21 protein-coding genes are annotated in these 24,317 nt (G+C 65.9%); 15 read left to right on the forward strand and 6 right to left on the reverse strand.

What is annotated here, in order from left to right; genetic code table 11:
• The first annotated feature begins 312 nt into the window (after window positions 1-312).
• The 6 genes from OSH12_RS06105 (at window position 313) to OSH12_RS06130 (ending at window position 8,184) form a co-directional block, all read left to right on the forward strand.
• Window positions 313-1,905 carry an ABC transporter substrate-binding protein gene (locus OSH12_RS06105; protein WP_266342638.1) on the forward strand — a complete coding sequence of 531 codons (1,593 nt, stop codon included), beginning with the start codon at window positions 313-315 and terminating at the stop codon, window positions 1,903-1,905.
• Between the two features lie 79 nt (window positions 1,906-1,984).
• Window positions 1,985-2,968 carry an ABC transporter permease gene (locus OSH12_RS06110; RefSeq protein WP_266342639.1) on the forward strand — a complete coding sequence of 328 codons (984 nt, stop codon included), beginning with the start codon at window positions 1,985-1,987 and terminating at the stop codon, window positions 2,966-2,968.
• Window positions 2,969-2,985: 17 nt separating this feature from the next.
• On the forward strand, window positions 2,986-3,810 hold the full coding sequence (locus OSH12_RS06115) for an ABC transporter permease (RefSeq protein WP_380223155.1): 825 nt from the start codon (window positions 2,986-2,988) through the stop codon (window positions 3,808-3,810).
• Window positions 3,811-4,824 carry an ABC transporter ATP-binding protein gene (locus OSH12_RS06120; RefSeq protein WP_266342640.1) on the forward strand — a complete coding sequence of 338 codons (1,014 nt, stop codon included), beginning with the start codon at window positions 3,811-3,813 and terminating at the stop codon, window positions 4,822-4,824.
• A complete protein-coding gene (locus OSH12_RS06125) occupies window positions 4,821-5,792 on the forward strand; it encodes an ABC transporter ATP-binding protein (RefSeq protein WP_266342641.1) in 972 nt (323 codons plus the stop codon). The genes OSH12_RS06120 and OSH12_RS06125 overlap by 4 nt, the downstream gene beginning before the upstream one ends.
• Before the next feature lie 61 nt (window positions 5,793-5,853).
• Window positions 5,854-8,184: a molybdopterin-dependent oxidoreductase gene (locus OSH12_RS06130; RefSeq protein ID WP_266342642.1), complete on the forward strand. Its 2,331-nt coding sequence runs from the start codon at window positions 5,854-5,856 to the stop codon at window positions 8,182-8,184.
• 298 nt (window positions 8,185-8,482) lie between these two features.
• Here the strand turns inward: OSH12_RS06130 and OSH12_RS06135 are convergent, their stop codons facing one another.
• The 5 genes from OSH12_RS06135 to OSH12_RS06155 all read right to left on the reverse strand — a co-directional run bounded on the left by OSH12_RS06135 (window position 8,483) and on the right by OSH12_RS06155 (window position 13,551).
• The gene (locus tag OSH12_RS06135) at window positions 8,483-9,886 is read right to left on the reverse strand and encodes an FAD/NAD(P)-dependent oxidoreductase (protein ID WP_266342643.1); all 1,404 of its coding nucleotides are present in this window, start codon (window positions 9,884-9,886) and stop codon (window positions 8,483-8,485) included.
• Window positions 9,865-10,143, reverse strand: coding sequence for a (2Fe-2S)-binding protein (locus OSH12_RS06140; RefSeq protein WP_266342644.1), 279 nt, complete (start codon window positions 10,141-10,143; stop codon window positions 9,865-9,867). Before OSH12_RS06140 ends, OSH12_RS06135 begins: the two co-directional genes overlap by 22 nt.
• Window positions 10,124-11,230: an NAD(P)/FAD-dependent oxidoreductase gene (locus OSH12_RS06145; protein ID WP_266342645.1), complete on the reverse strand. Its 1,107-nt coding sequence runs from the start codon at window positions 11,228-11,230 to the stop codon at window positions 10,124-10,126. The genes OSH12_RS06140 and OSH12_RS06145 overlap by 20 nt, the downstream gene beginning before the upstream one ends.
• Window positions 11,231-11,423: 193 nt before the next feature.
• The gene (locus tag OSH12_RS06150; protein ID WP_266342646.1) at window positions 11,424-12,362 is read right to left on the reverse strand and encodes a 4-hydroxy-tetrahydrodipicolinate synthase family protein; all 939 of its coding nucleotides are present in this window, start codon (window positions 12,360-12,362) and stop codon (window positions 11,424-11,426) included.
• Between the two features lie 283 nt (window positions 12,363-12,645).
• Window positions 12,646-13,551, reverse strand: coding sequence for a hypothetical protein (locus OSH12_RS06155; protein WP_266342647.1), 906 nt, complete (start codon window positions 13,549-13,551; stop codon window positions 12,646-12,648).
• Between the two features lie 287 nt (window positions 13,552-13,838).
• On the opposite strand from OSH12_RS06155, the gene OSH12_RS06160 reads away from it, so the two are divergent.
• Together OSH12_RS06160 and OSH12_RS06165 are read left to right on the forward strand one after the other, a co-directional pair.
• Complete coding sequence (locus OSH12_RS06160; protein ID WP_266342648.1) at window positions 13,839-14,249, forward strand: PRC-barrel domain-containing protein; 411 nt, start codon at window positions 13,839-13,841, stop codon at window positions 14,247-14,249.
• 210 nt (window positions 14,250-14,459) lie between these two features.
• A complete protein-coding gene (locus OSH12_RS06165; RefSeq protein WP_266342649.1) occupies window positions 14,460-15,905 on the forward strand; it encodes a PAS domain S-box protein in 1,446 nt (481 codons plus the stop codon).
• Between the two features lie 34 nt (window positions 15,906-15,939).
• On the opposite strand, the gene OSH12_RS06170 is transcribed toward OSH12_RS06165, so the two are convergent.
• Window positions 15,940-16,314, reverse strand: a complete 375-nt coding sequence (locus OSH12_RS06170) for a response regulator (protein ID WP_380223161.1) — start codon at window positions 16,312-16,314, stop codon at window positions 15,940-15,942.
• Between the two features lie 270 nt (window positions 16,315-16,584).
• Here OSH12_RS06170 and OSH12_RS06175 point away from each other — a divergent pair, with 270 nt between their 5' ends.
• The 7 genes from OSH12_RS06175 to OSH12_RS06205 all read left to right on the forward strand — a co-directional run bounded on the left by OSH12_RS06175 (window position 16,585) and on the right by OSH12_RS06205 (window position 24,145).
• Window positions 16,585-16,830 carry a hypothetical protein gene (locus OSH12_RS06175; RefSeq protein ID WP_266342650.1) on the forward strand — a complete coding sequence of 82 codons (246 nt, stop codon included), beginning with the start codon at window positions 16,585-16,587 and terminating at the stop codon, window positions 16,828-16,830.
• Between the two features lie 176 nt (window positions 16,831-17,006).
• Window positions 17,007-20,321, forward strand: a complete 3,315-nt coding sequence (locus tag OSH12_RS06180; protein WP_266342651.1) for an autotransporter outer membrane beta-barrel domain-containing protein — start codon at window positions 17,007-17,009, stop codon at window positions 20,319-20,321.
• Window positions 20,322-20,406: 85 nt separating this feature from the next.
• Window positions 20,407-21,180 carry a DUF4198 domain-containing protein gene (locus tag OSH12_RS06185; RefSeq protein WP_266342652.1) on the forward strand — a complete coding sequence of 258 codons (774 nt, stop codon included), beginning with the start codon at window positions 20,407-20,409 and terminating at the stop codon, window positions 21,178-21,180.
• Window positions 21,181-21,353: 173 nt separating this feature from the next.
• Entirely contained in the window at window positions 21,354-21,992 is a 639-nt protein-coding gene (gene cbiM, locus OSH12_RS06190) for a cobalt transporter CbiM (protein ID WP_266342653.1), read from the forward strand.
• Window positions 21,979-22,602, forward strand: a complete 624-nt coding sequence (locus OSH12_RS06195) for a hypothetical protein (RefSeq protein WP_266342654.1) — start codon at window positions 21,979-21,981, stop codon at window positions 22,600-22,602. The genes cbiM and OSH12_RS06195 overlap by 14 nt, the downstream gene beginning before the upstream one ends.
• Window positions 22,599-23,369 (forward strand): cobalt ECF transporter T component CbiQ, encoded by a 771-nt coding sequence (cbiQ, locus tag OSH12_RS06200; protein WP_266342655.1) that lies wholly within the window; start codon window positions 22,599-22,601, stop codon window positions 23,367-23,369. The genes OSH12_RS06195 and cbiQ overlap by 4 nt, the downstream gene beginning before the upstream one ends.
• An 11-nt stretch (window positions 23,370-23,380) precedes the next feature.
• Window positions 23,381-24,145 (forward strand): energy-coupling factor ABC transporter ATP-binding protein, encoded by a 765-nt coding sequence (locus OSH12_RS06205; protein WP_266342656.1) that lies wholly within the window; start codon window positions 23,381-23,383, stop codon window positions 24,143-24,145.
• The last annotated feature ends 172 nt before the right edge of the window (window positions 24,146-24,317 follow it).

Genomic DNA, 24,317 nt, shown 5'->3' on the forward strand with positions numbered 1-24,317 from the left:
CTGTGGAACTCCATCCCTTCAGGTTGTTCGCCGGCCGTGGAGCCAGCGCGGGCTCCTGCCCGCTAAAAGCGCTTGACCAGAAACAAAACATTCGTTTGAAATGAAGGTATGAAACATATTTTTTGCTTCTGGGTCTGACTTAGGCGGCGTTTGCCTCGGGGAGGGCGAACGCAGTTGCTATTTTGCCAAGAAGAGGCCCCGCGCGATTTGCGAGGTGCCAGCCGGCAAAAGCTTCCGCGGATGCGGATGCCGGCAATGGCGGGACGGCGGTCGTCACGCTTCGGTCATGCAGTCATCAAGGGGAGTTCATTCATGCGTCCAGCTAAGTTGCTACTCGGTCTCGGCGCGGCGCTCTGCGCGCTGACGTCCTTCGCCCAGGCCGAAGAGCCTGTGCGCGGTGGCAATGCGACTTTCATCATGTCGCCCGCACCGCAGATCCTGACCTCGGCGATCACGACGGCGGGCGCGGAACAGGTGGTTTCGTCGAAGATCTCCGACAGCCTGTTCACCTATGACTACGACCTCAACCCGAAGCCGCTGCTGGCCGAGAGCTTTTCGGTCAGCGATGACGGCCTGCGCGTCACGATCAACCTGCGCAAGGGCGTGAAGTGGCATGACGGCAAGGAGTTCACCTCCGAGGACGTCGCCTTCACCACCATGGAAGTCTGGAAGGTCCTGCACGGCCGCGGCCGCACGATCTTCGGCAACGTCACCGCCGTCGAGACGCCCGATCCCTACACCGCGATCTTCGTTCTCTCGAAGCCGTCGCCCGGCATGCTGAAGAGCCTTGCCGCCCAGCAGGCGCAAATCCTTCCCGCCCATATCTACAAGGGCACGGACATCGCCACCAACCCGGCCAATCTGAAGCCGATCGGCACTGGTCCGTTCAAGTTCGTGTCGTTCTCGCCGGGCGACAATCTCGTGCTCGAGCGCAATCCCGACTACTGGGACACCGGCAAGCCCTATCTCGACAAGCTGATCTTCCGCTTCATCCCCGATCCGGCCACCCGCGCCTCGGCGATCGAATCCGGCGAAGCCCAGATCGCGCCGCAGAACCTGGTGCCGATGGCCGATCTGGAGCGCCTCGGCGCGACCGGCGAATTCGACATCACCACCAAGGGCTACGAGTTCCAGAACGAGATGGAGATGATCGAGTTCAACCTCGATGATCCCATCATGAAGGACAAGCGCGTCCGTCAGGCGATCGCCCATGCGATCGACCGCGACTGGATCGTCGAGAACATCTTCTTCGGCTATGGCAAGTCGGCCGAGACGCCGCTGCACCAGCAGCTGACCGAGATGTTCGACGCGAGCGGCGTGCCGCAATACGCCTTCGATCCGGAAAAGGCCAAGGCGCTGCTCGACGAGGCTGGCTACAAGCCGGACGCCAACGGCGTGCGCCTGAAGCTGACCGTCGATCCGCTGCCCTATGGCGAGCATCAGGCCAGCATCGCGGCCTATATGCGCGAAGCCTTCCGTGCGGTTGGCATCGACCTGACCGTCCGGGCGCAGGATTTCGCCGGCTTCGTCAAGCGCGTCTACACGGATCGCGACTTCCAGTTCACCATCAATCTGCTGACGGGTGGTTCGGATCCGACGATCGGCACGCAGCGCACCTTCTGGTCGCAGAGCTTCAAGCCGGGCGTGGGCTTCTCCAACGGCTCGCACTATGTGAGCCCCGAAATGGATAAGCTGCTCGAAACGGCCGCTTCCGAAATGGATGTCGCCAAGCGCAAGGCCGAGTATCACGAGTTCCAGAAGCTCGCGATGGAAGACCTGCCGGTGTTCCCGCTGGTCGCCGTCGAAAGCGTGACGATCGCCAGCAAGCGTCTCAAGAACCACACGATCGACGCGAACGGCACCTATAGCAACTTCGCCAACGTCTATCTGACGCCGGCCGAGTAACAATCCGGCCTCGGCCGGTCGCCCCGCGCGGCCGGCCGAGGGTTCCCGATCCGCACCGCCATCAGGAGACGCGTCCCCCTTGAACCGGCATCTGTTGAACTATCTCGGGTGGCGGCTGCTCCAGTCCCTGGTGGTGATCACCATCGTCGTGATCGGCAGCTTCATGCTGCTGCACCTCGTCCCCGGCGACATGGTCGACGTTCTCGGTGGCCAGCGCGGCGACATGGATGCCGAGCTGATGGCGACGCTCCGCACCCGCTACGGCCTCGACCAGCCGATGCTGGTCCAACTCTTCAATTACGTGACCGGAGTGCTGCAGGGCGATCTCGGCTATTCCTTCCGCAATTCGAATACGGTGCTGTCGCTGGTGTTGCAGCGCCTGCCGGCGACCATCCTGCTGGTGGTCTGCTCGGTCGCCGTCGCAGTGTTCATCGGTACGCTGGCCGGCGTCTTCGCCGCCCGCCATGTCCACCGCCCGATCGATGTCATCATCTCGATGGTGGTGCTGGTCTTCTACGCCACGCCCGTCTTCATGACCGGCCTCGGCCTCGTCATCATCTTTTCCGTCAAGCTCAAGCTGCTGCCGGTCGGCGGCCTGATCACGCCCGGCGTCGACATGACGACGCTGCAGCTGGTCGGCGACGTGGCCCAGCATCTGATCCTGCCGGTGCTGTCGCTGTCGCTGTTCTACATCGCCATCTATGCGCGGCTGGCCCGCGCCTCGATGCTGCAGGTTCTGAACCAGGATTATATCCGCACCGCCTATGCCAAGGGCCTCGGCACCAGCCATGTCATCATCGGCCATGCGCTGCGCAACGCGCTGCTGCCCGTCGTCACCATGGTGGGGTTGCAGATCGCCGAACTGTTCGGCGGCGCGGTGCTGACCGAGACGATCTTCAGCCTGCCCGGCGTCGGTCGGCTCGCCTATGACTCGGTATTCGAGCGTGATTATCCGCTGATCCTCGGCGTGCTGCTGGTCTGCTCCTTCGTCATCATCCTCGTCAATCTGATCATCGACCTGATCTACACGCTGCTCGATCCGCGCGTCGAAGTCAGTCGCTGAAACGCAAGGGGATCACCATGCTTCGCCGCGTCCTGCTTTCCCCCGCCGGTTTCGTCGGCCTGCTCCTGTTGCTGATGATCGTCGGCATGGCGCTTTCGGCCGGCTACTTCTTCCCGAAGGGGCCGTGGGCGCTGGTGGCGCGTCCCTATATGTGGCCGGGCCAGCGGCCGGGGCTGCTGTTCGGCACGGATTCGCTCGGCCGCGATATCCTCGCGGCGATCTTCTACGGTTCGCGCGTATCGCTGATCGTCGGTCTCGTCGCCACCGTCTGCGCGCTCGCCGTCGGCATCACGGTCGGCTCGATCGCCGGCTATTTCGGTCGCGGCGTCGACGCCGTGCTGATGCGCATCACCGATGCCTTCCAGACCATTCCGGGCTTCCTGTTTGCCATCGTGCTGGTGTCGATCCTGTCACCCTCGGTGACGAACATCGTCATCGCCATCGCCGTCGTTTCCTGGCCGCCGGTGGCGCGGCTGACGCGCGCCGAGGTGCTGCGCGTACGCGAGACGGAATATGTCCAGTCTTGCAAGATCATCGGCATGTCGACGCCGCGCATCATCCTGACCCAGGTGCTGCCCAACAGCCTGTCGCCGGTGATCGTCGTCGCCGCCGTGCTGGTCGCCACCGCCATCATCACCGAGGCGGGCCTTTCCTTCCTCGGTCTCGGCGATCCCAATGTCATGAGTTGGGGCACGCTGATCAATGTCGGCCGGCCGTCGATCCGCAGCACCTGGTTCATCTGCGTCCTGCCGGGCCTGTTCGTCGTCATGACCGTGCTGGCGCTGAACCTGCTCGGCGACGCGATCAACGATGCCCTCAACCCGCATTTCAGGAAGCGATAGATGACGCCCAGCGCTTCCGCTCCGAAGGGGGCGCTCCTCGATGTCGAGGGGCTCTCCATCCTCATCAAGGACAAGCGCGGCGACGTGCGCGCCGTCGACGATGTCAGCTTTTCCGTCGCTGCCGGCGAAACGCTGGCCATCGTCGGCGAATCCGGCGCCGGCAAGTCGCTCACCGCTCTGGCCCTGATGCGGCTGCTGCCGAAGACGCTCGGCGTCGAGGCGAAGCGCATCACGCTGGCGGGCCAAGACCTGACTTCTCCCTCCGAGCTCGACATCCGCAAGGTGCGCGGCTCGGTGATGGCGATGATCTTCCAGGATCCGCTTTCTGCGCTCAATCCGGTGCTGACGGTAGAACGCCAGCTGGTCGAGGCGATCCGCCTGCACGAGACGATCTCCAGGACGGACGCACGGGCGCGCGCGCTGGAACTGCTCGACATGGTGCGCATCCCGGCAGCCAGCGCCCGGCTCGGCGAATATCCGCACCGGCTTTCCGGCGGCATGCGCCAGCGCGTCATGATCGCCATGGCGCTGGCCGGTCGGCCGAAGCTGATCCTCGCCGACGAGCCGACCACGGCGCTCGACGTCACCATTTCCGGCCAGATCCTCGACCTCCTGAAGGAACTGCAGCGCGATCTCGGCCTCGGCATGCTGTTCATCACGCATGATTTGCATGTCGTCCGCTCGGTCGCGCACCGGGTGGCGGTGATGTATTCCGGCCGCGTGGTCGAGAGCGGCAGCGTGGCGGACGTGTTCGAGCGGCCGCGCCATCCCTACACGGAGGGCCTGATCCAGGCCCGCCCGCATGGCAGCTTCGTCACCGACGGCCATCGGCTGCGCGAGATCGCCGGCACCGTGCCGGTTCCCGCCGCCCGGCCGCCCGGCTGCGCCTTCGAGCCGCGCTGCGTCCGCGCTGAGGCCGATTGCCGGCAGGTTGTGCCGCCGCTGGTGCGGGAGGCGGGCACCCCCCGGTCGCTTGCCTGCTTCCATCCGCTGCAGCAGGAGCAGTACGCATGAGCCCGCGCCTGCAGATCGATGAGATGGTGGTCGAGCACCGTACCAAGCGCGGCGTCGTGCATGCGGTCGCCGGTGTCAGCCTGGAACTCGCCGCCGGCGAGACGCTGGGGCTGGTCGGCGAATCCGGCTGCGGCAAGTCGAGCCTCGCCCGCGCCATCGTCGGCCTCAATACGCCCAAATCCGGCGCCATCCGCATCGATGGCCGCGCCACCGATCCGCGCCGTCGCGGCGCGCAGGCGCGCGACATCCAGATGGTGTTCCAGGACCCCTATGGCTCGCTCAATCCGCGCATGAGCGTGCGCGAGCTGGTCGAGGAGCCGCTGTCGGTGCACCGCCTCGGCAACCGCGCCGAACGCGTTGCCACGGCCAAGGCGCTGCTCGAGCGGGTCGGCATCTCGGCCGCCATGCATGACCGCCTGCCGCACCAGCTTTCGGGCGGCCAGCGCCAGCGCGTCGGCATTGCCCGCGCCATGGCGCTGGAGCCGAAGATCGTCATCTGCGACGAGCCCGTCTCGGCGCTCGACGTCTCGGTCCAGGCGCAGGTGCTGAACCTGCTGCTCGATCTGCAGAAGGAGCAGGAACTGACCTTCCTGTTCATCTCGCACGACCTCGAAGTGGTGCGCTATGTCTCGCACCGGATCGCGGTCATGTATCTCGGCGTCATCGTGGAGATCGGCCCTGCCGAAGGCGTCTGGTCGCTGCCGTTGCACCCTTATACCCGGGCGCTGATGCAGACGGCGGGCGATGCCGAGCGGGTCGCGGCGACCGGGCCGATGGTGACGCTTTCCAGCGAACTGCCGAATCCGCTTAATCCGCCGAGCGGATGTAGGTTCCGGACAAGATGCCCCCTTGCCATCGAGGTCTGCGCCCGCGATGTTCCGGCGCTCGAGGACTTCGGCGACGGTCATCGCGTTGCCTGTCATCGCGCCGGCGAATGGGCGTCCACCGCGACTCCGGCCCATGCCTGACTGCGGATTCCGGGTCCAGCGGGACGACCGGGCCTGACGACCGAATTGCGAGGGTGAAACCATGACCACGACCAGCCGCCAATTCCAGTCCCTGGCCCATTGGGGCGCCTTCACGGCCCATGTCGAGGACGGCAGGCTGGTCGGCGTCTCGCCCTTCGCCGAGGACCCGCAGCCGAGCCCGCTGATCGAGGCGTGGCCCGAGATGGTCTATGCTGAGAACCGCATCCTGAAGCCGTCGATCCGGCGCGGCTGGCTGGAAACGGTCGGGCGCGGCCTGCCGCATCCGGGGTTTGGCCGTGGCGACGACACCTTCGTCGAGGTGTCGTGGGATGAAGCGCTCGGCCATGTGACGCGCGAACTGGAGCGCGTGCGCACCCAGCATGGTAACGCCTCGATCTTCGGCGGTTCCTATGGCTGGTCGAGCGCCGGCCGCCTGCACCATGCCCGCACGTTGATCCATCGCTTCATGGCCGCGATCGGCGGCTGCACCGGCCAGGTCACCAATTACAGCTATGGCGCGGCGATGCGGCTGCTGCCGCATGTGCTCGGCGACATGGCGGCCGTGGCCGGTCCCGTCACCGACTGGCCGGCCATTCTCGAGCATTGCGAGCGCTTCGTGGCGATCGGCGGCATTGCCGGCAAGAACTGGCAGATCCAGTCGGGCGGCGCCGGGCTGCATCCCTATGGCGAATTCATGAAGCAGGCAGCCGCGAGCGGCGTCAGCTTCGTCAATGTCTCGCCGCTCAAGACCGATACCGCCCATGTGATCGAGGCCGAATGGATCCAGATCCGCCCCGGCACCGACATGGCGCTGATCCTCGCGACCGCATGGCTGGTCCACGCGCGCGGCAAGACGGACATGGATTTCGTCAATCGCTACTGCGTCGGCTTCGATCGTTTCCTCGCCTATCTGCAGGGCGCCGATGACGGCGTCGTCAAGGATCCGGCCTGGGCGTCCGCGATCACCGGCCTCTCCGCCGAGGCGATCACCGAGTTCGCCGAGAGCCTGTTCGACCGCCGCGTCATGCTGACGGCGGCCTGGTCGCTGCAGCGCGCCGAGCATGGCGAGCAGCCCTATTGGGGCCTGGTCGCGCTTGCCGCGATGCTGGGCCAGATCGGCCTGCCGGGTGGCGGCGTCGCCTTCGGCTACGGTTCCATGAACGGCATGGGCAGCCCGCTCTATGAACTGCCGATCTCCGGCCTCGCCGTGCCGAAGGTTCCGGGCGAGCTGAAGATCCCCGTCGCGCGCATCACCGACCTGCTGCTGCGGCCAGGCGAGCCCTGCGAGTTCGACGGCAAGGTGTTCCCCTATCCGGATACCAAGCTGGTCTACTGGGCCGGCGGCAATCCGTTCCACCACCACCAGGACCTGTTCCGCCTGCGCGAGGCTTTCCAGCGGCCGGATACCATTGTCGTGCACGAGCCCTGGTGGACGGCGACGGCCCGCCATGCCGACATCGTGCTGCCGGCGACGACGCCGCTCGAGCGCAACGACATCGGCGGTTCCTCGCGCGATCCGTACCTCTTCGCCATGCACAAGGCGATCGAGCCGGTCGGCGAGGCGAGGGGCGATTTCGAGATTTTTGGCGCGCTGGCCGATCGCATGGGCGCGGGCGAGGCTTTCCACGAGAACCGCAGCGAGTTCGAGTGGCTGCGCATCATCTATGATCGCTTCAGCGAGGCGATGTCGAAGCGCAACTTCAATCCGCCGGATTTCGACACCTTCTGGGAAGCCGGCCATGTCCGCATCCCCGATCCGGCCACCGGCTTCACGCTCTACAAGGATTTCAGGCAGGATCCGGTCGCTCATCCGCTGAAGACGCCGTCCGGCAAGGTCGAGATCTTTTCCGAGGCAGTGGCGGCTTTCGGCTACGAGGAATGCCCGGGCCTGCCGGTCTGGCGCGCCCCGTCCGAATGGCTCGGGTCGGAGCTGGCGACGCGCTATCCGCTGCACATGATCTCCAACCAGCCGGAAGACAAGCTGCACGGCCAGATGGACGCCAGCCGCCATAGCCGCAACAACAAGGTTCGCGAGCGCGCCGGCCTGATCATGAATCCGGCCGATGCGGCCGCGCGCGGTCTCGCCGAGGGCGACATCGTCCGCGTCTTCAATGATCGCGGCGTCTCGCTGGCCGGCCTTCGGATTTCCGAGAAGATCATGCCGGGCGTCGTCTGCCTGCCGACCGGCGCCACCTTCGATCCGATCTCGGACGGCAAGGGCGGGATGATCGAGAACCACGGCAATCCGAACGCCTTGACCAAGGACATCGGCACCTCGCGCCTCGGCCAGGGCCCGAGCGCCCAGACCTGCCTCGTCGAGGTCGTGCGCCACGAAACCGACGCCGCGCCGATCTCGGTTCTCACCCAGCCGCCGATCGAAGCGGCGGCGTAGGTCAGACCCTCACCCCAACCCTCTCCCGCAAGCGGGCGAGGGGGCGTTGGCGCCCGCTGCCTCAGCCTTACTGAATCAGCCCACTCCACCATCATCCTGAGGTGCTTCGCGAGAGCGAAGCCTCGAAGGAGGGTTCAGCGGAGCACGGATGCTTACCGACGCCGCCGCATCTCCACTGACCCGCGCCCGCGTCTTTCAACACGGGGGATCCCTGGACCCTCCTTCGAGGCCCGGCTTTGCCGGGCACCTCAGGATGATGAGGGAAGCATGCGGCGACGTTCAAAGACGCAGAGTCAGATCAAGCGTCCGAGCCTGTATGGCCCTGGCCGCTGTGGCTGGCGGCGAGTTCGGCGACCGTGATCGGCCGGCCGGGTGTGCGCAGGCTCGGTCGGGAAAAATCGGTGACGGCGGCGCCCAGTTCCTCGGCCAGCACGCTCACCAGTGACAGCGTGCATTGCCGCCCCTGGCAGGGACCCATGCCGCAGCGCGTCGCCGCCTTGACCTGCCGCGTGCCCGTCGCGCCCTGCGCGATCGCGGCGCGGACGCGCGAAACCGGCACTTCCTCGCAGCGACAGAGCAACGCCGAGCCATCCGCCTTCGCCGCCGACAGCGTCGGTGCATAGAGCGCGTCGACGAAGCGGCGCGCGGCCAGCCGTCTCGATCTCTCGGCAAGCACAGGGGCTGCAGCTTCGGCATGCGCCTCTGCCGTCAGCATCGCCAGTTCGCGCGCCACGTCGAGCGCGGCGAGCCGGCCCGTCAGCGTCGCCAGATAGCCGCCGGAAATAGCCGCCGCATCGCCGGCGATCCAGATGCCGCCAACCGAGGCCCGGACCTCGGCGGTCGTCACCATCGCATAGGCCTGCGCGTCGGCGTTCCAGCGGCTGGCGCAGCCGAACGAGACCGCGAGCTGGTCGTTCGGCACGACGCCGTCATGCAGCGCCACCATGCCGGCTTCAAGCCGGTGCTCGCGGCCTTCCGCGCGGAACGCCAGTCCCTCGGCGCGGTCGGTTCCGAGCACGCGAAGATCCGTGGCGTGGCGGAAGATCGGGATTTTCGCCATGCGGATGCGGGCGAGCAGCTTCATGCCGCTTATCGCCAGCGCGGGCTCGCCGATCAGCCCCGGCGCCTTCGTCAGGCTGGCGCGCCAGCGCCCGCGCGGCGTGGTGTCGATGATCGCCAGCGGCGGCGCGCCGGCCTTGGTGAGTTGCAGCGCCGTCAGCACCAACAGCGGGCCGCTGCCGGCCAGCACATAGCGCCCGGACGGCACGGCGGCGCTGCCCTTCAGCAGCGATTGCAGCGCGCCGACGGTGACGACGCCGGGCAGGGTGTGGCCGGGCAGCACGACCGGGCGCTCCATCGATCCGGTGGCGAGAATGACGGCCTTTGCCTGCAACCGGCAGGTCTGGCCCTCGACGCCATAGACCAGCGTCTCGCCATCGCGTGCCCAGACGCTGGCGCCCCGGACATGCCGCGCGCCGGACTGCTGGAAGGCGCTCGCCAGCGGCGCGCCCCAGATCTCGTAGTGGACGCGTCGAGCGCCCGTGATGCCGCGCAGAATCTGGCCGCCGATCGTCGGCTGGTCGTCGAGGACCGTGACGGCCAGGCCATGCCGGCGCGCCTCGATCGCGGCCGCCATGCCGGCGGGACCCGCGCCGATGATCGCGACATCCGTCGCCGGGTCTACGCTCGCAAATTCCGGCATATCACCATTCCGTCGCGCACCGGGGTCAGGCACGCCTGCACGTTGGTCCGTCCGTCTAGTTCGACGGTGCATTCGAAGCAGGCGCCCATCAGGCAATAGGGCGCGCGCGGCCGCCCGGTCGGCGTCTGCCGCGTCGGCACGAGATCGTGGCGCATCAGGCAGGCGGCGACCGTCTCGCCGGGATGGGCGTCGAAGGGCCGCCCATCGACCATGACGGTCAGGCGCGCCTCGGCGGGATCAAGAAGCGAGCGCAGCATCGAAGCGCCTTGAGGAGAGGGTGGCGAGCTCGCCGGGTAGCGCATCGCGGGCAATGGCCGGGCCGACGATCCCGGCATGGGCGGCTGCCAGCGTGATGCCGGAATGGCAGGCGACGGCGAAGGCGCCGGGGCAGGTCTCGGAGCGGGCATAGATCGGCATGCCGTCGGCCGGCATGACGCGGATCGCGCCCCAGCTGCGCAGTACCCTCGCCGAGGCCAGGAAGGGAAACTCGCGGATGGCGCGCTGCGCGTGGCTGGCCAGGATCGGCAGCGTGGTGCCGGGCGTCACGACGTGATCCTCGTGGCTGTTGCCGAACATGACGCTGCCGGCGCGGGCCTGACGGGTGGTCGGCGTCGCATGGGCGATCGAGGGCGGCAGCCGCTCGGTGACGACGATCTGGCCGCGCACCGGCTTCAGCGGAACGCGCATGCCGGCGGTCGCGGCGAGCGGCTGCGTCGCGAGGCCGGCGGCGATGACGACGCGCTCGGCCGGATAACGGTTTTCCGCGCAGAAGACGGTCAATTGCGATCCGGCCATGCCGATCGACAGCGCCTTGTCGTTGCGGAGGATTTCGACGCCGAGCGATCGCGCCTGAACCGCCAGCGCCTGGTTCAGAAACAGCGGGTTGGCATGGCCGTCGGCCGGGCACCAGCTGGCGCCGATCACATCCGGCCCGACCTTCGGCAGCCGTTCGCGGATGAAGTCGACATCGACCATGGCGACGTCGTCGGGAATGCCCGGCTGGCCTGAGAGCTTGGCGACCATGCTGGCTCGCGCTTCAAGCTCCTCTTCCGACAGGCAGAGGCTGAAGCCGCCGCGGCGGTCATATTCCGGATCGATGCCGGTCGCGGCCAGCAGGCTTTCGGCGAATTGCGGCCAGAGGCTTGCCGAGCGTCGGCTCCATTGCGCATAGGGCGGGTGGTTGGCGCCCTTGCCCTGCACCCAGACGAGGCCGGCATTGCCATAGGAGGCGCGCGGCTCTTGGTCGGAGCCGTCGAGGATCACGACGGAAAGCCCGGTGCGCGCCATGCCGACCGCGAGCGAAAGCCCGACAATGCCGCCGCCGATGACGATGGCGCGCTTCAAGCCTTGATCCCCCGAAAGCGGGGCATCTGGCCAAGGCTCGTACCGGAAACCGTGATCACGGCCCGCGCTCCGTCGCTAGAACAATGTCGGTGTTGTCGGCTGCGCCACGAGTTGGCCTTCAGTCCGTTATGGCAAAGGCGCAGCGGGGAAGACGGCCGCGGGAGGTCGGCCGCCTTCCTGCCTTGGGAGGACGTTACTCGGCAGCGATCCGGGTCGCGGCGTTGAGGCCGTACTGGTCGAGCAGGCCGAGCGTGCGCATGATCTCGACGCCCTTGTCGAGCGCCGGCCCCTTGAGGCCGGTGAGCGGACGACGCAGGTCGCCGGCAGGCAGCCCGACGGCTTTCATCAGCGACTTCACCGCGACCGGGTTGATGGCCGAATAGGTGTAGTGCAGCAGCGGCAGCAGGCGCATGTAGCTCTCGCGGAAAGCGAAGCCGTCCGTATCGGCCGTCCACGGCTTCGACAGCGCAGCCATTTCGGCCGGCGCGAGATTGCCCGTCATGTTGGCGGTGCCGTGGCCGCCGAGCGCCATGGTCGGCACGACCAGGCCCAGATTGGGCGAGTCGCAGCACATGATGGCGACGTCGGGATTGCCGGCGATGACCTGCGCCACCTGACCGACGCGGCCGGTCGATTCCTTGTGCACCACGAAGTTCGGGTGCTTGAACAGGCGCAGCAGCGCCTCGTGGCCGAGATCGGTTTTTACGCGCGGCGGGTTGTTGTAGATGCCCATCGGCAGTTCGGTCGACTCGGCGATATCGAGGAAATACTGCTCGATGTCGGCTTCCGAGGCGCAGATATAGGCAGGCGCCGCGAGGATCGCGCCGTCGGCGCCTTCGCCCTTGGCGAAGCGCACGAGGTCGATCGAGGTTTTGGTGTCGCCGCCGGTGCAGCCGTAGAACAGCTTCATGCCGCCGGTCTTCATCTTCGCCGTCTTCGAGATGATGTCGCGGCGCTCTTCCAGGCTGAGCATCGAGATCTCGCCGGTCGAGCCGAGGATGAGCACGGCGGCGGTGCCGTTGTCTTCCTGGAACTTCAGCAGATCCTCGAACGCCTTGAAGTCGACCGTTCCGTCTTCGTTGAACGGAGTGATCAGGGCGACGAACGACCCTTCGATACGCATCTTGCTCATTCAGTCATCTCCGAAAGCCATTTGCGGCCGTCTCGCCACGGAGGCGCGCCACCCATCCAAGGAACCCGGTTCAAGCAACTCGGTCTTCGGATTCAAACATGCATTTGAAATGACTGTTCGTCAACGCGGATTGCACCGGGAATTGGGCCGGTTCGGCGTTGGATTTGCTCGCGATAGGGCCGGCCGGAGACAATTGTTCCCTGCGACCCCCCATGGGCTATCGGGCAACAAAAAAGCCGCCGCTCGGGGGAGCGGCGGCTTTCCTTGATGGTATCGCTAAGGCTTAGCGTCGGATGGCGACCGTATCCTCGTCGCGGCGACTGCCGGCATAGGCGGCGGCAACCGCTGCGATGAACGCGCCGACCAGCATGGCGACGACGGTAAGCAGCGCTGTCGTCAACCCGGCCTTGCGAGCGGTGTCGGCCGCTTCCTTGGCCTTGTCCTTTACGGACTGGATCTGGGCCAGGACGTCGTTGACGCGCTTTTCGGCATCGGCCTGCGGCATGCCGGTGCGGTTGGCGACCAACTGGGCCAGATAGGCCTTGTCGCCGGGCGGGAATTCACCCGCTGCCGCGTCCTGGAGCAGGATGCGGGTTACCTCGCCGCGCACGGCAGCGGCATCGCCCTGTGGCGGCGGGGTGGAGCCGGCCTGAGCCGTCGGGCGGAACATCAGATCGATGAAATAGCCGCTCGGATCCGCCGCGCTGCTCGTGGCGGAGGACGTGGCGCCCTGTGCGGCACCCTGGGCCGCGCCGGAAGCCAGCGTTGCCGTGGCCTGCACACCCTGCGAAACGACAGAGCCGATCGCCGAGGAAAGCAGGCCGACGACGATCACGGTCGAGACGCACCAGGCGATGAAGCCATGCGCCGTGTCGCGGAAGAAGACTTCATCGGTGTGGATGCCGACCCATTTGGTCCTGAGGCGACCGGTGATGTAGCCACCGAAACCGGATGCCACCCACTGCGTTATCACGAGCCAGATGACGGTGGAGATGGCGACGGTGGTGGCCGAGGCGCCTTCGCCCGACCAAGGCGATATGGCGGCGAGGCCGAGGCCGGAGCCGAGAAGGGCCATGACGAGCGTCACCGCGATCGCCGCCGCCGCGCCGGCGAAGATCGCGCTCCAGGCCACGGCGGACTGCGACGATTCCGGCGTGGCGGTCGCCGTTTCTACTTCGAGTAAGGCCATTAGATCCTCCTATCGGAAGAAGATGGCGAGAAGAATGATAACCGGGATTGGAACACCGAGCAGCCAGAGCAAGATTCCGCGACCCATAACAGCCTCCTTGTTGAATTGTCGGCGGTTCAACGGACTGGCGACTGTTTGGTTCCCGTGGTCTTAGAGTTGTGATGGCGCGATTGTTGGTGGCCTATGCCGGCAGAACTCGAAAGGGGCGGTGGATAAGCTCGTTGCGCGGGAACCATCGGGCTTCGACCGGGTTGAACCGTCACCCCCACCAAAAAGGATGGATCCACATGACGAAGACGCTCGCAGCCTTGGCTATTTTCGGCGCCCTGACCGTTCCGGCCGCGCTGACGCTACCTGCCATGGCGCAGGACGCGAAGCCCGCGCCGCAGGAGACCGTCGGCGTTGCAACGCTGGACCCGGCAACAATCGCCACCGGATGGCGCGCCTCGAAGATCATCGGCTCGACGGTCGAGAACGAGAATGGCGACGCGATCGGCTCGGTCGATGATCTGATCCTGACGGCCGACCAGCAGGTGCCTTACGCGGTTCTCTCGGTCGGCGGCTTCCTCGGCATCGGCTCCAAGCTCGTCGCTGTGCCCTATCTCGATCTCGACACGACCCAGAAGGGCAAGACGATCCTGCGCGCCGCGACCAAGGAAAGCCTGACCGCCGCGCCAGAATTCAAATACGCCGAATAGTGCCGGCTTCGGTCCATAGCTATCAGCGAGGAAGTCGCGCCGAACCCGGCGTGGCTTTCTCGCGTGGTGCGGGACTTTTCTCGTGTTTCAATTGCGGCAGAAATAACTGCCCGTTCACGATGATCAACGATGGAAGGGATGGCGCTTGATTTGCCGCTCGGTTCTACGACCTAATGGCATGATGCCCATGTCGGGCGCCTGGAGGGCGGATTGGGCTCTGCATTCGACGCCGTGATCAAGGATACGTCGCTCAACGAGCCGGAACTGACCGATCTCGCGCGCATGGCGCAGAGCCTCGGCCAGATCCGCGATTTCGTCGACGCGCTGCCGGCCGCGATCTACACCGTCGATGCCCAGGGCTGGATCACCTCCTACAACGAGGCCGCCGCCGCGCTCTGGGGCCGCAGGCCGGTGCTGAACGCCGAGCAATGGTGCGGCGCCTGGCGCCTCTATCGGCCGGATGGCTCGCCGCTGCCGCATGATCAATGCCCGACCGCGATTGCGCTAAAGGAAGGCCGCCCGATCCGCGCCGCCGAGGCGATCGCCGAACGGCCGGATGGCACGCGCGTGCCGTTCTCATCCTATCCGACGCCGCTGCGCGACGGACAGGGCAACATCATCGGCGCCGTCAACATGCTGGTCGACATCACCGAGCGGAAACGCTCGGACCTGTCGGCCGCCGTCCTCTCGGCCATCGTCGAATCCTCGCATGACGCCATCATCAGCAAGGATTTGAATGGCGTCGTCGTCAGCTGGAATGCCGGGGCACAGAGCCTGTTCGGCTATTCCCCCGAGGAAATGGTCGGCAAGCCGATCGCGCTCCTGATCCCGCCCGACCGGCAGGACGAGGAACCGGCCATCCTCCGGCGCATCCGCAATGGCGAGCGGGTCGATCATTTCGAGACCGTCCGCCGCCGCAAGGATGGCAGCCTCGTCGAGATTTCGCTGACGATTTCGCCGGTACGGGATCGCGACGGCAAAATAGTTGGCGCGTCCAAGATCGCCCGCGACATTTCCGAGCGCCGCAATGCCGAGCAGCAGCAGCGACTGATCGTCCGCGAGATGAGCCACCGCATCAAGAACCTGTTCGCCATTGCGGGCTCGATCGTGTCGATGAGCGCACGCTCGGCGGAAACGCCGGCAGAACTCGCGCAGGCCGTGCGGCAGCGGCTCGCTGCGCTGACCCGGGCTCATGAACTGACCCGGCCGGGATTGATCGACGACATCGAGCCGGTCAGCGGCGCGCAGAGCCTGCGGACGCTGATCGAGGCGATCATGCTGCCGTATCGCGATGGGGAGGGCGAGACCGGTCTTCGCCTGGTCCTGGCGGGCCCGGAGCTTTTCGTGACCGGTTCAGCGATCGCCAGCCTCGCGCTCGTCTTCCACGAATTCGCCACCAACGCGGCGAAATACGGCGCGCTGGCGGTGGCCGAGGGGCGGGTCGAGGTTGTCTGGTCTGTGCGGGAGGGCATGCTGGTGGTGGACTGGCGCGAAATCGGCGGACCGCCGATCGCCGAGCGCCCGCAACGACACGGATTTGGCAGCACGCTCGCCAACCGTGTCGTCATCGGCCAGTTCGCCGGCACGCTCGATTATGCGTGGAACCTGGATGGGGTCGTCATCCATCTCGAAATGCAGATCGACAAGCTGAGCTGATGCTCCGGGCCTAGCTCCGACGCATTGATCCGCTTCAGTGGCTCAGATCCCAGAGTGTCTTCGACAGGCTGTTCATGTCGTAGGGCTTGCTGAAGAAAGCACTGTCCACCGGCAGGCTGTCCGATGACGGCGATTGATGACCTGAGACCAGCACGAGCTTCACCGGAGGCCAGCGCTCGCGCACCGCATGGGCAAGGCGGATCCCGTCCATGGAGCCCGGCATGTCGATGTCGGTGAACAGGATGGTGATCTCGGGATGCGTCTCCAGCATCCGGATCGCCTGGTCGGCGTTGGCCGCTTCCAGAACCCTGAAACCGGCTTCGGCCAACTCGTCTGCGGCTGCCATGCGGACGAGACCTTCATCCTCGACGACGAGAATGACTGGCGGTCCATTGTCGCGATTTATCACAATAATCTACCCAGTTTTGGTAGTGCCTCGTCTCTTCCGAGCCGGTCGAAATCGCAACCCTAAAACGTCAGGTATGCAAGTTTCCATGTTGCCATGAACCAACTAACGGAACCGCCGTCATATCGTTCCCCGCCGCAGCGTGCTGTCGAACGAATCTCATAACATGGTTAATAAGACGCTTTTTCACGAAGACGGGCACCAAATAGCTCGCTCCCGCGTTGGCGTCCTTGCTGCTGCGGAATTGCCCGCCAAAGCCAGACGGAGACGACAATGTTCGGCACCTGGTACAATCTCAACATGCTGGCGCTTGAATCGCAGCAGGTCGTCTTTCTTCGGATGATGAAGCTCGCCTCAGGCGGCCAGGACGCGCAACGCGAGGCGGCGTTGATGATGAGCGAGAAGATGGACGCGGCCTCGCAATCCTCGTTGCGGCTGGCCGGGGGCGCCTCGTTCGACAGTGTCGTCAAAAACTATCGCAAGAAGGTTCGCGCCAATGCGCGCCGGTTGACCCGATAGCGCCGCCAGGCCGTCTTGGCTGAGGAAAAACAACCACTTGTTAACCATAGCTTAAGGCGCATCGCGTCACCTGTCTCCTGGACCATGCCGAACCGGAACCCATCGGGCCCGGCGGCATCGAGGGGCAGGGCGGCGATATGCGGTGGCGGCAAGATTCCATTTCCAGTGGGGTCGGCATGGAACATTCTGCCTTGGCCCGGCAGGTTCAAGGACGTTCGCTCCGTCTCCGGCTTGCGCTCGGTTGCGCCCCGCTCTGGCTCGGCCTGAGCCTTCCCATGCCGGCACAGGCGGCGTCGTTCCGCGAATTCAACGGCTATGAATCCGCCGGCTCGGAACAGATCACCGCGAATGACGGCGATGAAGTGCAGTTCAACGATAACAGCACGGCCGATCAAGCCAACATCATCACCAATTCGGGCGGCAGCACCCAGTTCAACGACGACAGCACCGCCGCGGACGCCATTCTGACCAATAACGGCACCGGCAGCCTGACGTTTACGGGCGCGAGTCAGGCTGGCAATTCGACCATCGTCAACAATGGTGGCGGCACGCTCGGCTTCAGTGGCACTGCCAGCGCCGGAACCGCCGGCGTCACCAACAACGGCACGGCCGTCTTCAGCGGCGCATCGACGGCCGGCGGCGCCACTTTCGTCACCAATGCCAGCGGGACGCTGACTTTTGCCGATGACAGCACGGCCGGGACGTCGAAGCTGACCGTCAACGGCAAGATGGAGTTCACGGACGCTTCCAGCGCCGCTAGCGCCGAGATCACCAACAACACCACCGGCGTGGTCGATTTTCTCGATGCCAGCACGCTGGCGAATGCCGCGCTCAACAATAGCGGTATCGTCAATTTCGCCGGCAACAGCCGCGCGGGCGCTGCGACGCTGACCAACAACGCGACAGGCGCGATCGTCTTCTCCGCGCAGGCGTCGCTGGATACCGTGGCGCTGCTGTCGAACAGCGGCCAGGTGACGTTCAAGGGCAGCAGTTCGGCCGCCTCCGGCTTTGTCGTCAACAATGCCGGCGGCACGATCCGGTTTACCGAAACGAGCACGGCCGCCGATGCGCGGATCGGCAATAGCGGCTCGGTCGCTTTCTCCGGCTCGAGTTCGGCCGGCGCCTCGAAGCTGGCCAATAATGCCGGGGGCTCGATCGACTTTTCGGGAACCAGCACGGCCGGGGCATCCGAAATCGGCAATAGCGGTTCCGTCGCCTTCTCGGGGGCAAGCTCTGCCGGCACCTCGAAAATCATCAACAATCTCGATTCCGCCATCGCTTTCTCCGGCACCAGCACGGCGGCGCAATCGACCATCGTCAGCGCCGGCCGCATCGATTTCTCCGGGTCGAGCTCGGCCGGAGAGGCCAAGATCACGACCGGCGGTGGCGGGCTGACGACATTCGCCGGCAATGCCACTGGCGGAACGGCCTATCTGATCGCCGATGAAGGCGCGACGGTGGACTTCTCGCAGGTCACGAGCGGCATCAGCGTCGGCACTATCGAGGGCGCAGGAACCTTCCGCCTCGGCGGCAAGGTGCTCAGCGTCGGCAGCGGCAACCTCTCGACGACCGTCGACGGAACCATCAGCGATGGCGGCATCGGCGGCGGAACGGGCGGTTCGCTGGTCAAGGTCGGCAACGGCACGCTCAGCCTCGGCGGTATCAGCCTCTATACCGGCCGCACCGAGGTGCAGTCCGGCACATTGCAGGCAGCGGCCGAAGATGCTCTGGCGCAAAAATCGGCCTTCACCATCGCCGCCGGCGCGACGCTGGATCTGGCCGGATTCAAGGCGACGATCGGCTCGCTTGCCGGCTCCGGTGTCGTGACGCTCAATGCCACGACCAGCGGGCTTTCGGTCGGTGGCGACAACACTTCGACGGTGTTCTCCGGCACGATTTCAGGCGAGGGCGGCCTCAACAAATTCGGCGGCGGCACGTTGGCGCTCACCGCCGACAACAGCTACGAGGGCACCACGACCATCACCGGCGGCACGCTGCAGGTTGACGGCAGCATCGCCGCCTCTTCGGTCACCGTCGAGGCGAACGGCACGCTTTCCGGCATCGGCACGGTTGGGGCGACAACGGTCGCCGGCATTCTCTCCGGCGGCAATGCAGCAAATCCGGCCGGTACCATCACGGTCGCCGGCGATCTGGCGCTCGAAGCGACGGCGACGCTGCGCACCACTGTTACCGGTACCGGCATGAGCCAGGTCGCCGTCAACGGCGATGTCTCCATCGACGGCAGCACGCTGCGGCTGGCGATCTCGGCCGTGCCGCTCAATGTCGGCACGTCCTACACGATCCTCTCCGCCACCGGCACGATCACCGGCACCTTCGGCAACACCTTCTCCGACTACGCCTTCCTGGATCCGACGCTGACGCAGACCGACCAGATGGTCGCCGTGACGCTCGATCGCAACGACACGACATTCGCCTCGGTAGGCGCCACGCCGAACCAGATCGCGACGGCGGCGGCGATCGAGAAGCTGGCGCCCGGCAACGCCGTCCATGACGCGATCCTGCCGCTCGATGTGGCGACGGCGCGTGAGGCGTTCGACAATCTTTCCGGCGAGATCCACGCGACCGCGCTCGGCACGGCCTTCGCCCAGAACGAGCAGACGCGTTCGACGCTGCTTAACCGCATGCGCAATTCCGGCTGGGTCGAGGGCTATACGCCCTGGCTGACCGGTTATGGCTCGCAGGCCGATTTCGATGGCGACGGCAACGCCGCCGGAGGCTCGCGAAATTCGGCCGGCCTGATGGCCGGCATCGACCGCACGATAGAAGACGTCCGGGTCGGCCTCGCGGTCGGCATGGACAAGGGCGAGATCGCGCTCGATGAACGCGACAGCACCGCCGACCTGCAATCCTTCATCCTCGCCGGCTATGGCCAGTGGAATGTCGACGCCCTGCGGGTGCGCGGCGGCGTCGCCGTGGCGCTGCATCAGCTGGATGTCGAGCGCACGATCGATGTCGCGCCGCTCTCGGGCATGGCGAAGAGCCGTTATGACGGCTGGAGCGCGCAGGCCTTCGGCGAGCTTGGCTATGTCGTGCGCTTCGGCGCCAGCGAAATCGAGCCGATGGCGGGCCTCGCCTGCATTCGCACCGATCTCGACGGCTTCCAGGAAGATGGGGCAGGGGCCGCGAACCTTTCGTCCTCCGGCTCCTCCCTTTCCGGCTGTGTCACGTCGGTGGGGCTGCGCGCCAGCCATCGCGTCGCGCTCGCCAATGGCGGCTGGATCAAACCGCGCGTGGCCGTTGCCTGGTCGCACTCCTTTGCCGATGATGCGCCGACGATCGACATGGCTTTCGCCGGCGGCGACGGCTTCCAGATCGCCGGTATCGGCTTGAGCCGCGATGCGGCGGCGATCGATGCCGGCTTTGATTTCGGCATGACCTACGGCGCCAGCGGCTTCGTCAATTATGCCGGCCGCTTCGCCGCCGGAGCCGACAGCCACGCCGTTCAACTCGGGGTCCACATTTCCTACTGACGTGCACCAGCCACAAACGCGTCGCATCCTTGACGCGTATGATGTTTCGCTGCATTTCTCATACATGCAATTTCGCGGGTGGGGGATGGACTTGAAACCGATACGTGTAGTGGTGCTCGCGCTAGCGATCCTCTGTCCCGGCACGGCGGCCTACGCCCATTTCCAGGAGATCCTGCCTTCGACCGATAATTTCGGGTCGGAGGACAAGGAGATCGCCCTCGATCTCGTCTTCACCCATCCGATGGATCGTGGCCCGACCATGGATATGGCGAAGCCGACGCGCTTCGGCGTCGTCACCGATGAAGGTGAGAGCGACCTGCTTGCCACGCTGGTTGAAGCGCCGCGCGACGGCAAGATGGCCTGGAAGGCGAGCTACAAGCCGGCCAAGCCCGGCGCCTACACCTTCTTTGTCGAGCCAAAACCCTATTGGGAACCGGCCGAGGGCAAGTCGATCATCCATTATTCCAAGGTCGTCGTCGACGCGTTCGGCTGGGGCTCGGATTGGGACCGGCCGGTCGGACTTACCGTCGAGATCGAGCCGCTTTCGCGCCCGAACGGACTTTGGACCGGCAATCTGTTCAGCGGCGTCGTGCGCCGCGAAGGCGCACCGGTGCCGTTTGCCGAAATCGAGGTCGAGTGGGTCAATGACGGTTCCGTCACGCCGCCGGCCGACGCCTTCGTCACGCAAGTCGTCAAGGCGGACGGGCAGGGCGTGTTCCACTACGCGATGCCACGCGCCGGCTGGTGGGGTTTTGCCGCTCTCGTCGATGCCGATTACCAACTGCCCGATCCGGAAGGCCAGCCGAAGCCGGTCGAGCTTGGCGGGCTGATCTGGGTCCAGGCCCGGGACATGAAATAGCGTCCCTACCGGGGAATCTGGCTTCACCTCTCGCCTCACGGGAGAGGTCGGAGCGAAGCTCCGGGTGAGGGTTTAGGGAACGATCCGGTGAGGCCGTAAACCCTCACCCGCCGGCCTTCGGCCGTCGACCTCTCCCTCAGGGAGAGGTGAAGCAAGCGAGCCGCGAGAACGGTATGGCCCATATTCCGGATGGCGTGTTGTCGGTCCCCGTCCTCGTCGGCGGCGGAGTCGTGACTGCCGCTGCGCTGGCCTATGCCCTGAAGAAGCTCGATGAAGACAGGCTGCCGCGTGTCGCCGTTCTGGCGGCGCTGTTCTTCGTCGCCAGCCTGATCAGCGTCGCCGTTGGCCCGACGAGCGTGCACCTGCTGCTTTCCGGGCTGATGGGCCTGATCATCGGCTGGTCCGCCGTGCCGGCGGTGTTTGTCGGCCTCGTTCTGCAGGCGGTCTTTTTCGGCTTTGGCGGAGTTACGACGCTGGGCGTCAACACTATGAACATCGCGTTGCCCGGCGTGCTCTGGGCCATGCTGTTCGCGCCGCTCCTCGCCAACGCCAATCCGCGTCGCGCCGCGATGGTCGGGGCGACCGTCGCAGCACTTTCGGTTGCCAGCACAGCGGTGATGGTGGCGCTGTCGCTGACCCTGAGCGATGCCAGCTACACGCTTTCGGCCCGGATCGTGCTGCTTTCCTATGGTCCGCTTCTGGTCGGCGAGGCGATCCTGACCGGTTTTGCCTGTGCTTTTCTGGCCCGCGTCAGCCCCGACATTTTCTTGGCGCCCGCCATGCGACGGGGAGGCAAACTTGCCGCGTCCTGACATCTCAAGGCTTCTCGGCTTTGCCGCCCTGATTCTGGCCGTCCTGTTGGCAACCGTCGGCACCGCTTCGGCGCATCGCCTCAAGGTCTTTGCCTCGGCGATCGGAAACAGCATCGAGGGCCAGGCCTATTTCGTCGGCAGCGGCCCGGCGGCCGGCGTCGATGTCACGCTTCGCGATGCGGCCAACACGCTGCTGCAATCCGGCAAGACCGACCCGGACGGCAAGTTCGCGCTGCCCGTCTCGAATAGCGGCGACATCGTCGTGACGGTCGATGCCGAAGATGGCCATGTCGCGCGTTTTACCGTGGCCGGAGGCGAACTGGATCCAGCGCCGACGTCAGCCAAGCCTGCCACCAACGCCGTGGTTCCTGTCGCAGCGAACGCCTCGCCGACCGTGCCGATGGCGGACATCGAAATTGCCGTCGCGCGAAAAATCGCGCCGCTGGCGGCCCAGATCGACGCGCTCGAATCCTCGCTGCGGGTTCAGGATATCGTCGGCGGCATCGGCTATATCGTCGGTGTGTTCGGGCTTCTGGCCTTCCTGAAATCGCGTCGTTCGCCAAAGGACGGTGCGCCAAAGGCTGGTGCACCAAAGGGTGGTGCCCCATGAGCGGGAAGGCGAGTGCCGCTGCCATCTTCGCGGAAAATCGCGATACCGGGCCGCTCGCCGCCATTGATCCGCGCGTCCGCCTCGTCGCCGCGATCAGCTTTCTCGTCCTGCTGGCCACGCTCCATTCCGCTCCGGCTCTGGCGGCGGCGCTGATGGCCGCCATGGTCGTCGCGGTCTTCGCCCGCTTGCCGCTTGGCCCGACCTTGCGGCGGCTGACGGCAGTGGAAGGGTTTCTGCTGTTCCTGCTATTGACCCTGCCGCTGACCATGCCCGGCACGGAATTGTTCCGCCTGTTCGGCCTGTCCGTGTCGGAGGAGGGCGTGAACCGCGCCATCGTCATCATCGTTCGCGTCAATGCCGGTGTGCTGATGGCGGCGGCACTGCTCTCGACCATGGGGACGATGCGGCTTGCCGGCGCGATGAACGGCATCGGCGTTCCGCCGCGCATCGCCCATCTGTTCCAGTTGACCGTCCGCTACATCGCCGTCTTTCACGAAGAGTACGCGCGCCTCCGCCGGGCAATGCGGGCGCGAGGGTTCCGGGCGGGCAGCAACCGGCATAGCTGGCGCAGCCTCGGCCATCTGCTGGGTATGCTGGTGCTGCGCAGCGCCGAGCGGGCGGAACGCGTCGCCTGGGCGATGCGGGCGCGCGGCTTTTCCGGCAGCTTTCCTGCCTTTTCGCAACGCCGTCTCGAACGTCCCGACTATCTTCTCCTGCTGGTCTGGCCCGCGCTTCTGCTGGCGCTCGCCTGGCTGGAGTTTTCCTGAATGGACCCGGCATGAACGCGCTGAACCCCGCACCGTTGATCCGCCTCTCCGGCATTGTCGCCGGCTATGCCGGCCAGCCGGTGCTCGATGGCGTCGACCTCGTGCTGGATCCGGGCGAACGCATGGTGCTTCTGGGCGCCAATGGCGCGGGCAAGAGCACGTTGCTGCATGTCATCACCGGCTTCATTCCGGCCAGCGCCGGTACGGTCGAGGCCTTCGGCGCGGTCCGTCGCAGCGAGGCGGATTTTCGCGCCGTCCGGCTGCGCGCCGGGCTCGTCTTCCAGGATGCCGACGACCAGCTCTTCTGCCCGACCGTGATCGAGGATGTCGCCTTCGGGCCGCTCAATCTCGGCCAGTCGCGCGACGAGGCCTATGAGACGGCGCGGGCGACCTTGCGTTCGCTCGGCCTCGAACCGCTCGCCGATCGTATCACCCATCGTCTTTCCGGCGGCGAAAAGCGGCTCGTCTCGATCGCCGCCGTGCTGGCCATGAAGCCCGAGGTGCTGCTGCTCGACGAGCCGACCGTCGGGCTCGATCCCGATGCCTATGCAAGGCTTGGCGAAATTCTCGCCGCGCTGCCGCAGGCGATGATCATCGTCGCGCATGACGCGCATTTCATGGCCAGTCTCGCCACCTGCGCGCTGCTGCTCAAGGATGGTCGCGGCCATCGCGGCAGCATCCACCAGCATCCGCACCACCACAGCCATGCCCATGTGCATTTCGAACATGATGTCGAAGGCGCGATGGCGCTCGGCCATGTCGGGCACGATAGCTGAGCTGTCCGGCGCGATGGGCTGAGCCGTCGGTCATGCGCCGCGTTCCTCGCCTGTGCGCTGCGTCTCTTCCGGCCAAGGGCTCACAGCTTTTAGTTCCCGACGCGTCGCCGGTCATGATAGGCAGGCTTGCCGCTGCGTCGCCGTAGCGGGCTTGGCGAGACGGGGTAATCAC

Origin of the sequence: Kaistia terrae (genome assembly GCF_026344005.1) — a bacterium.
GTDB classification, from domain to species: Bacteria; Pseudomonadota; Alphaproteobacteria; order Rhizobiales; family Kaistiaceae; genus Kaistia; species Kaistia terrae.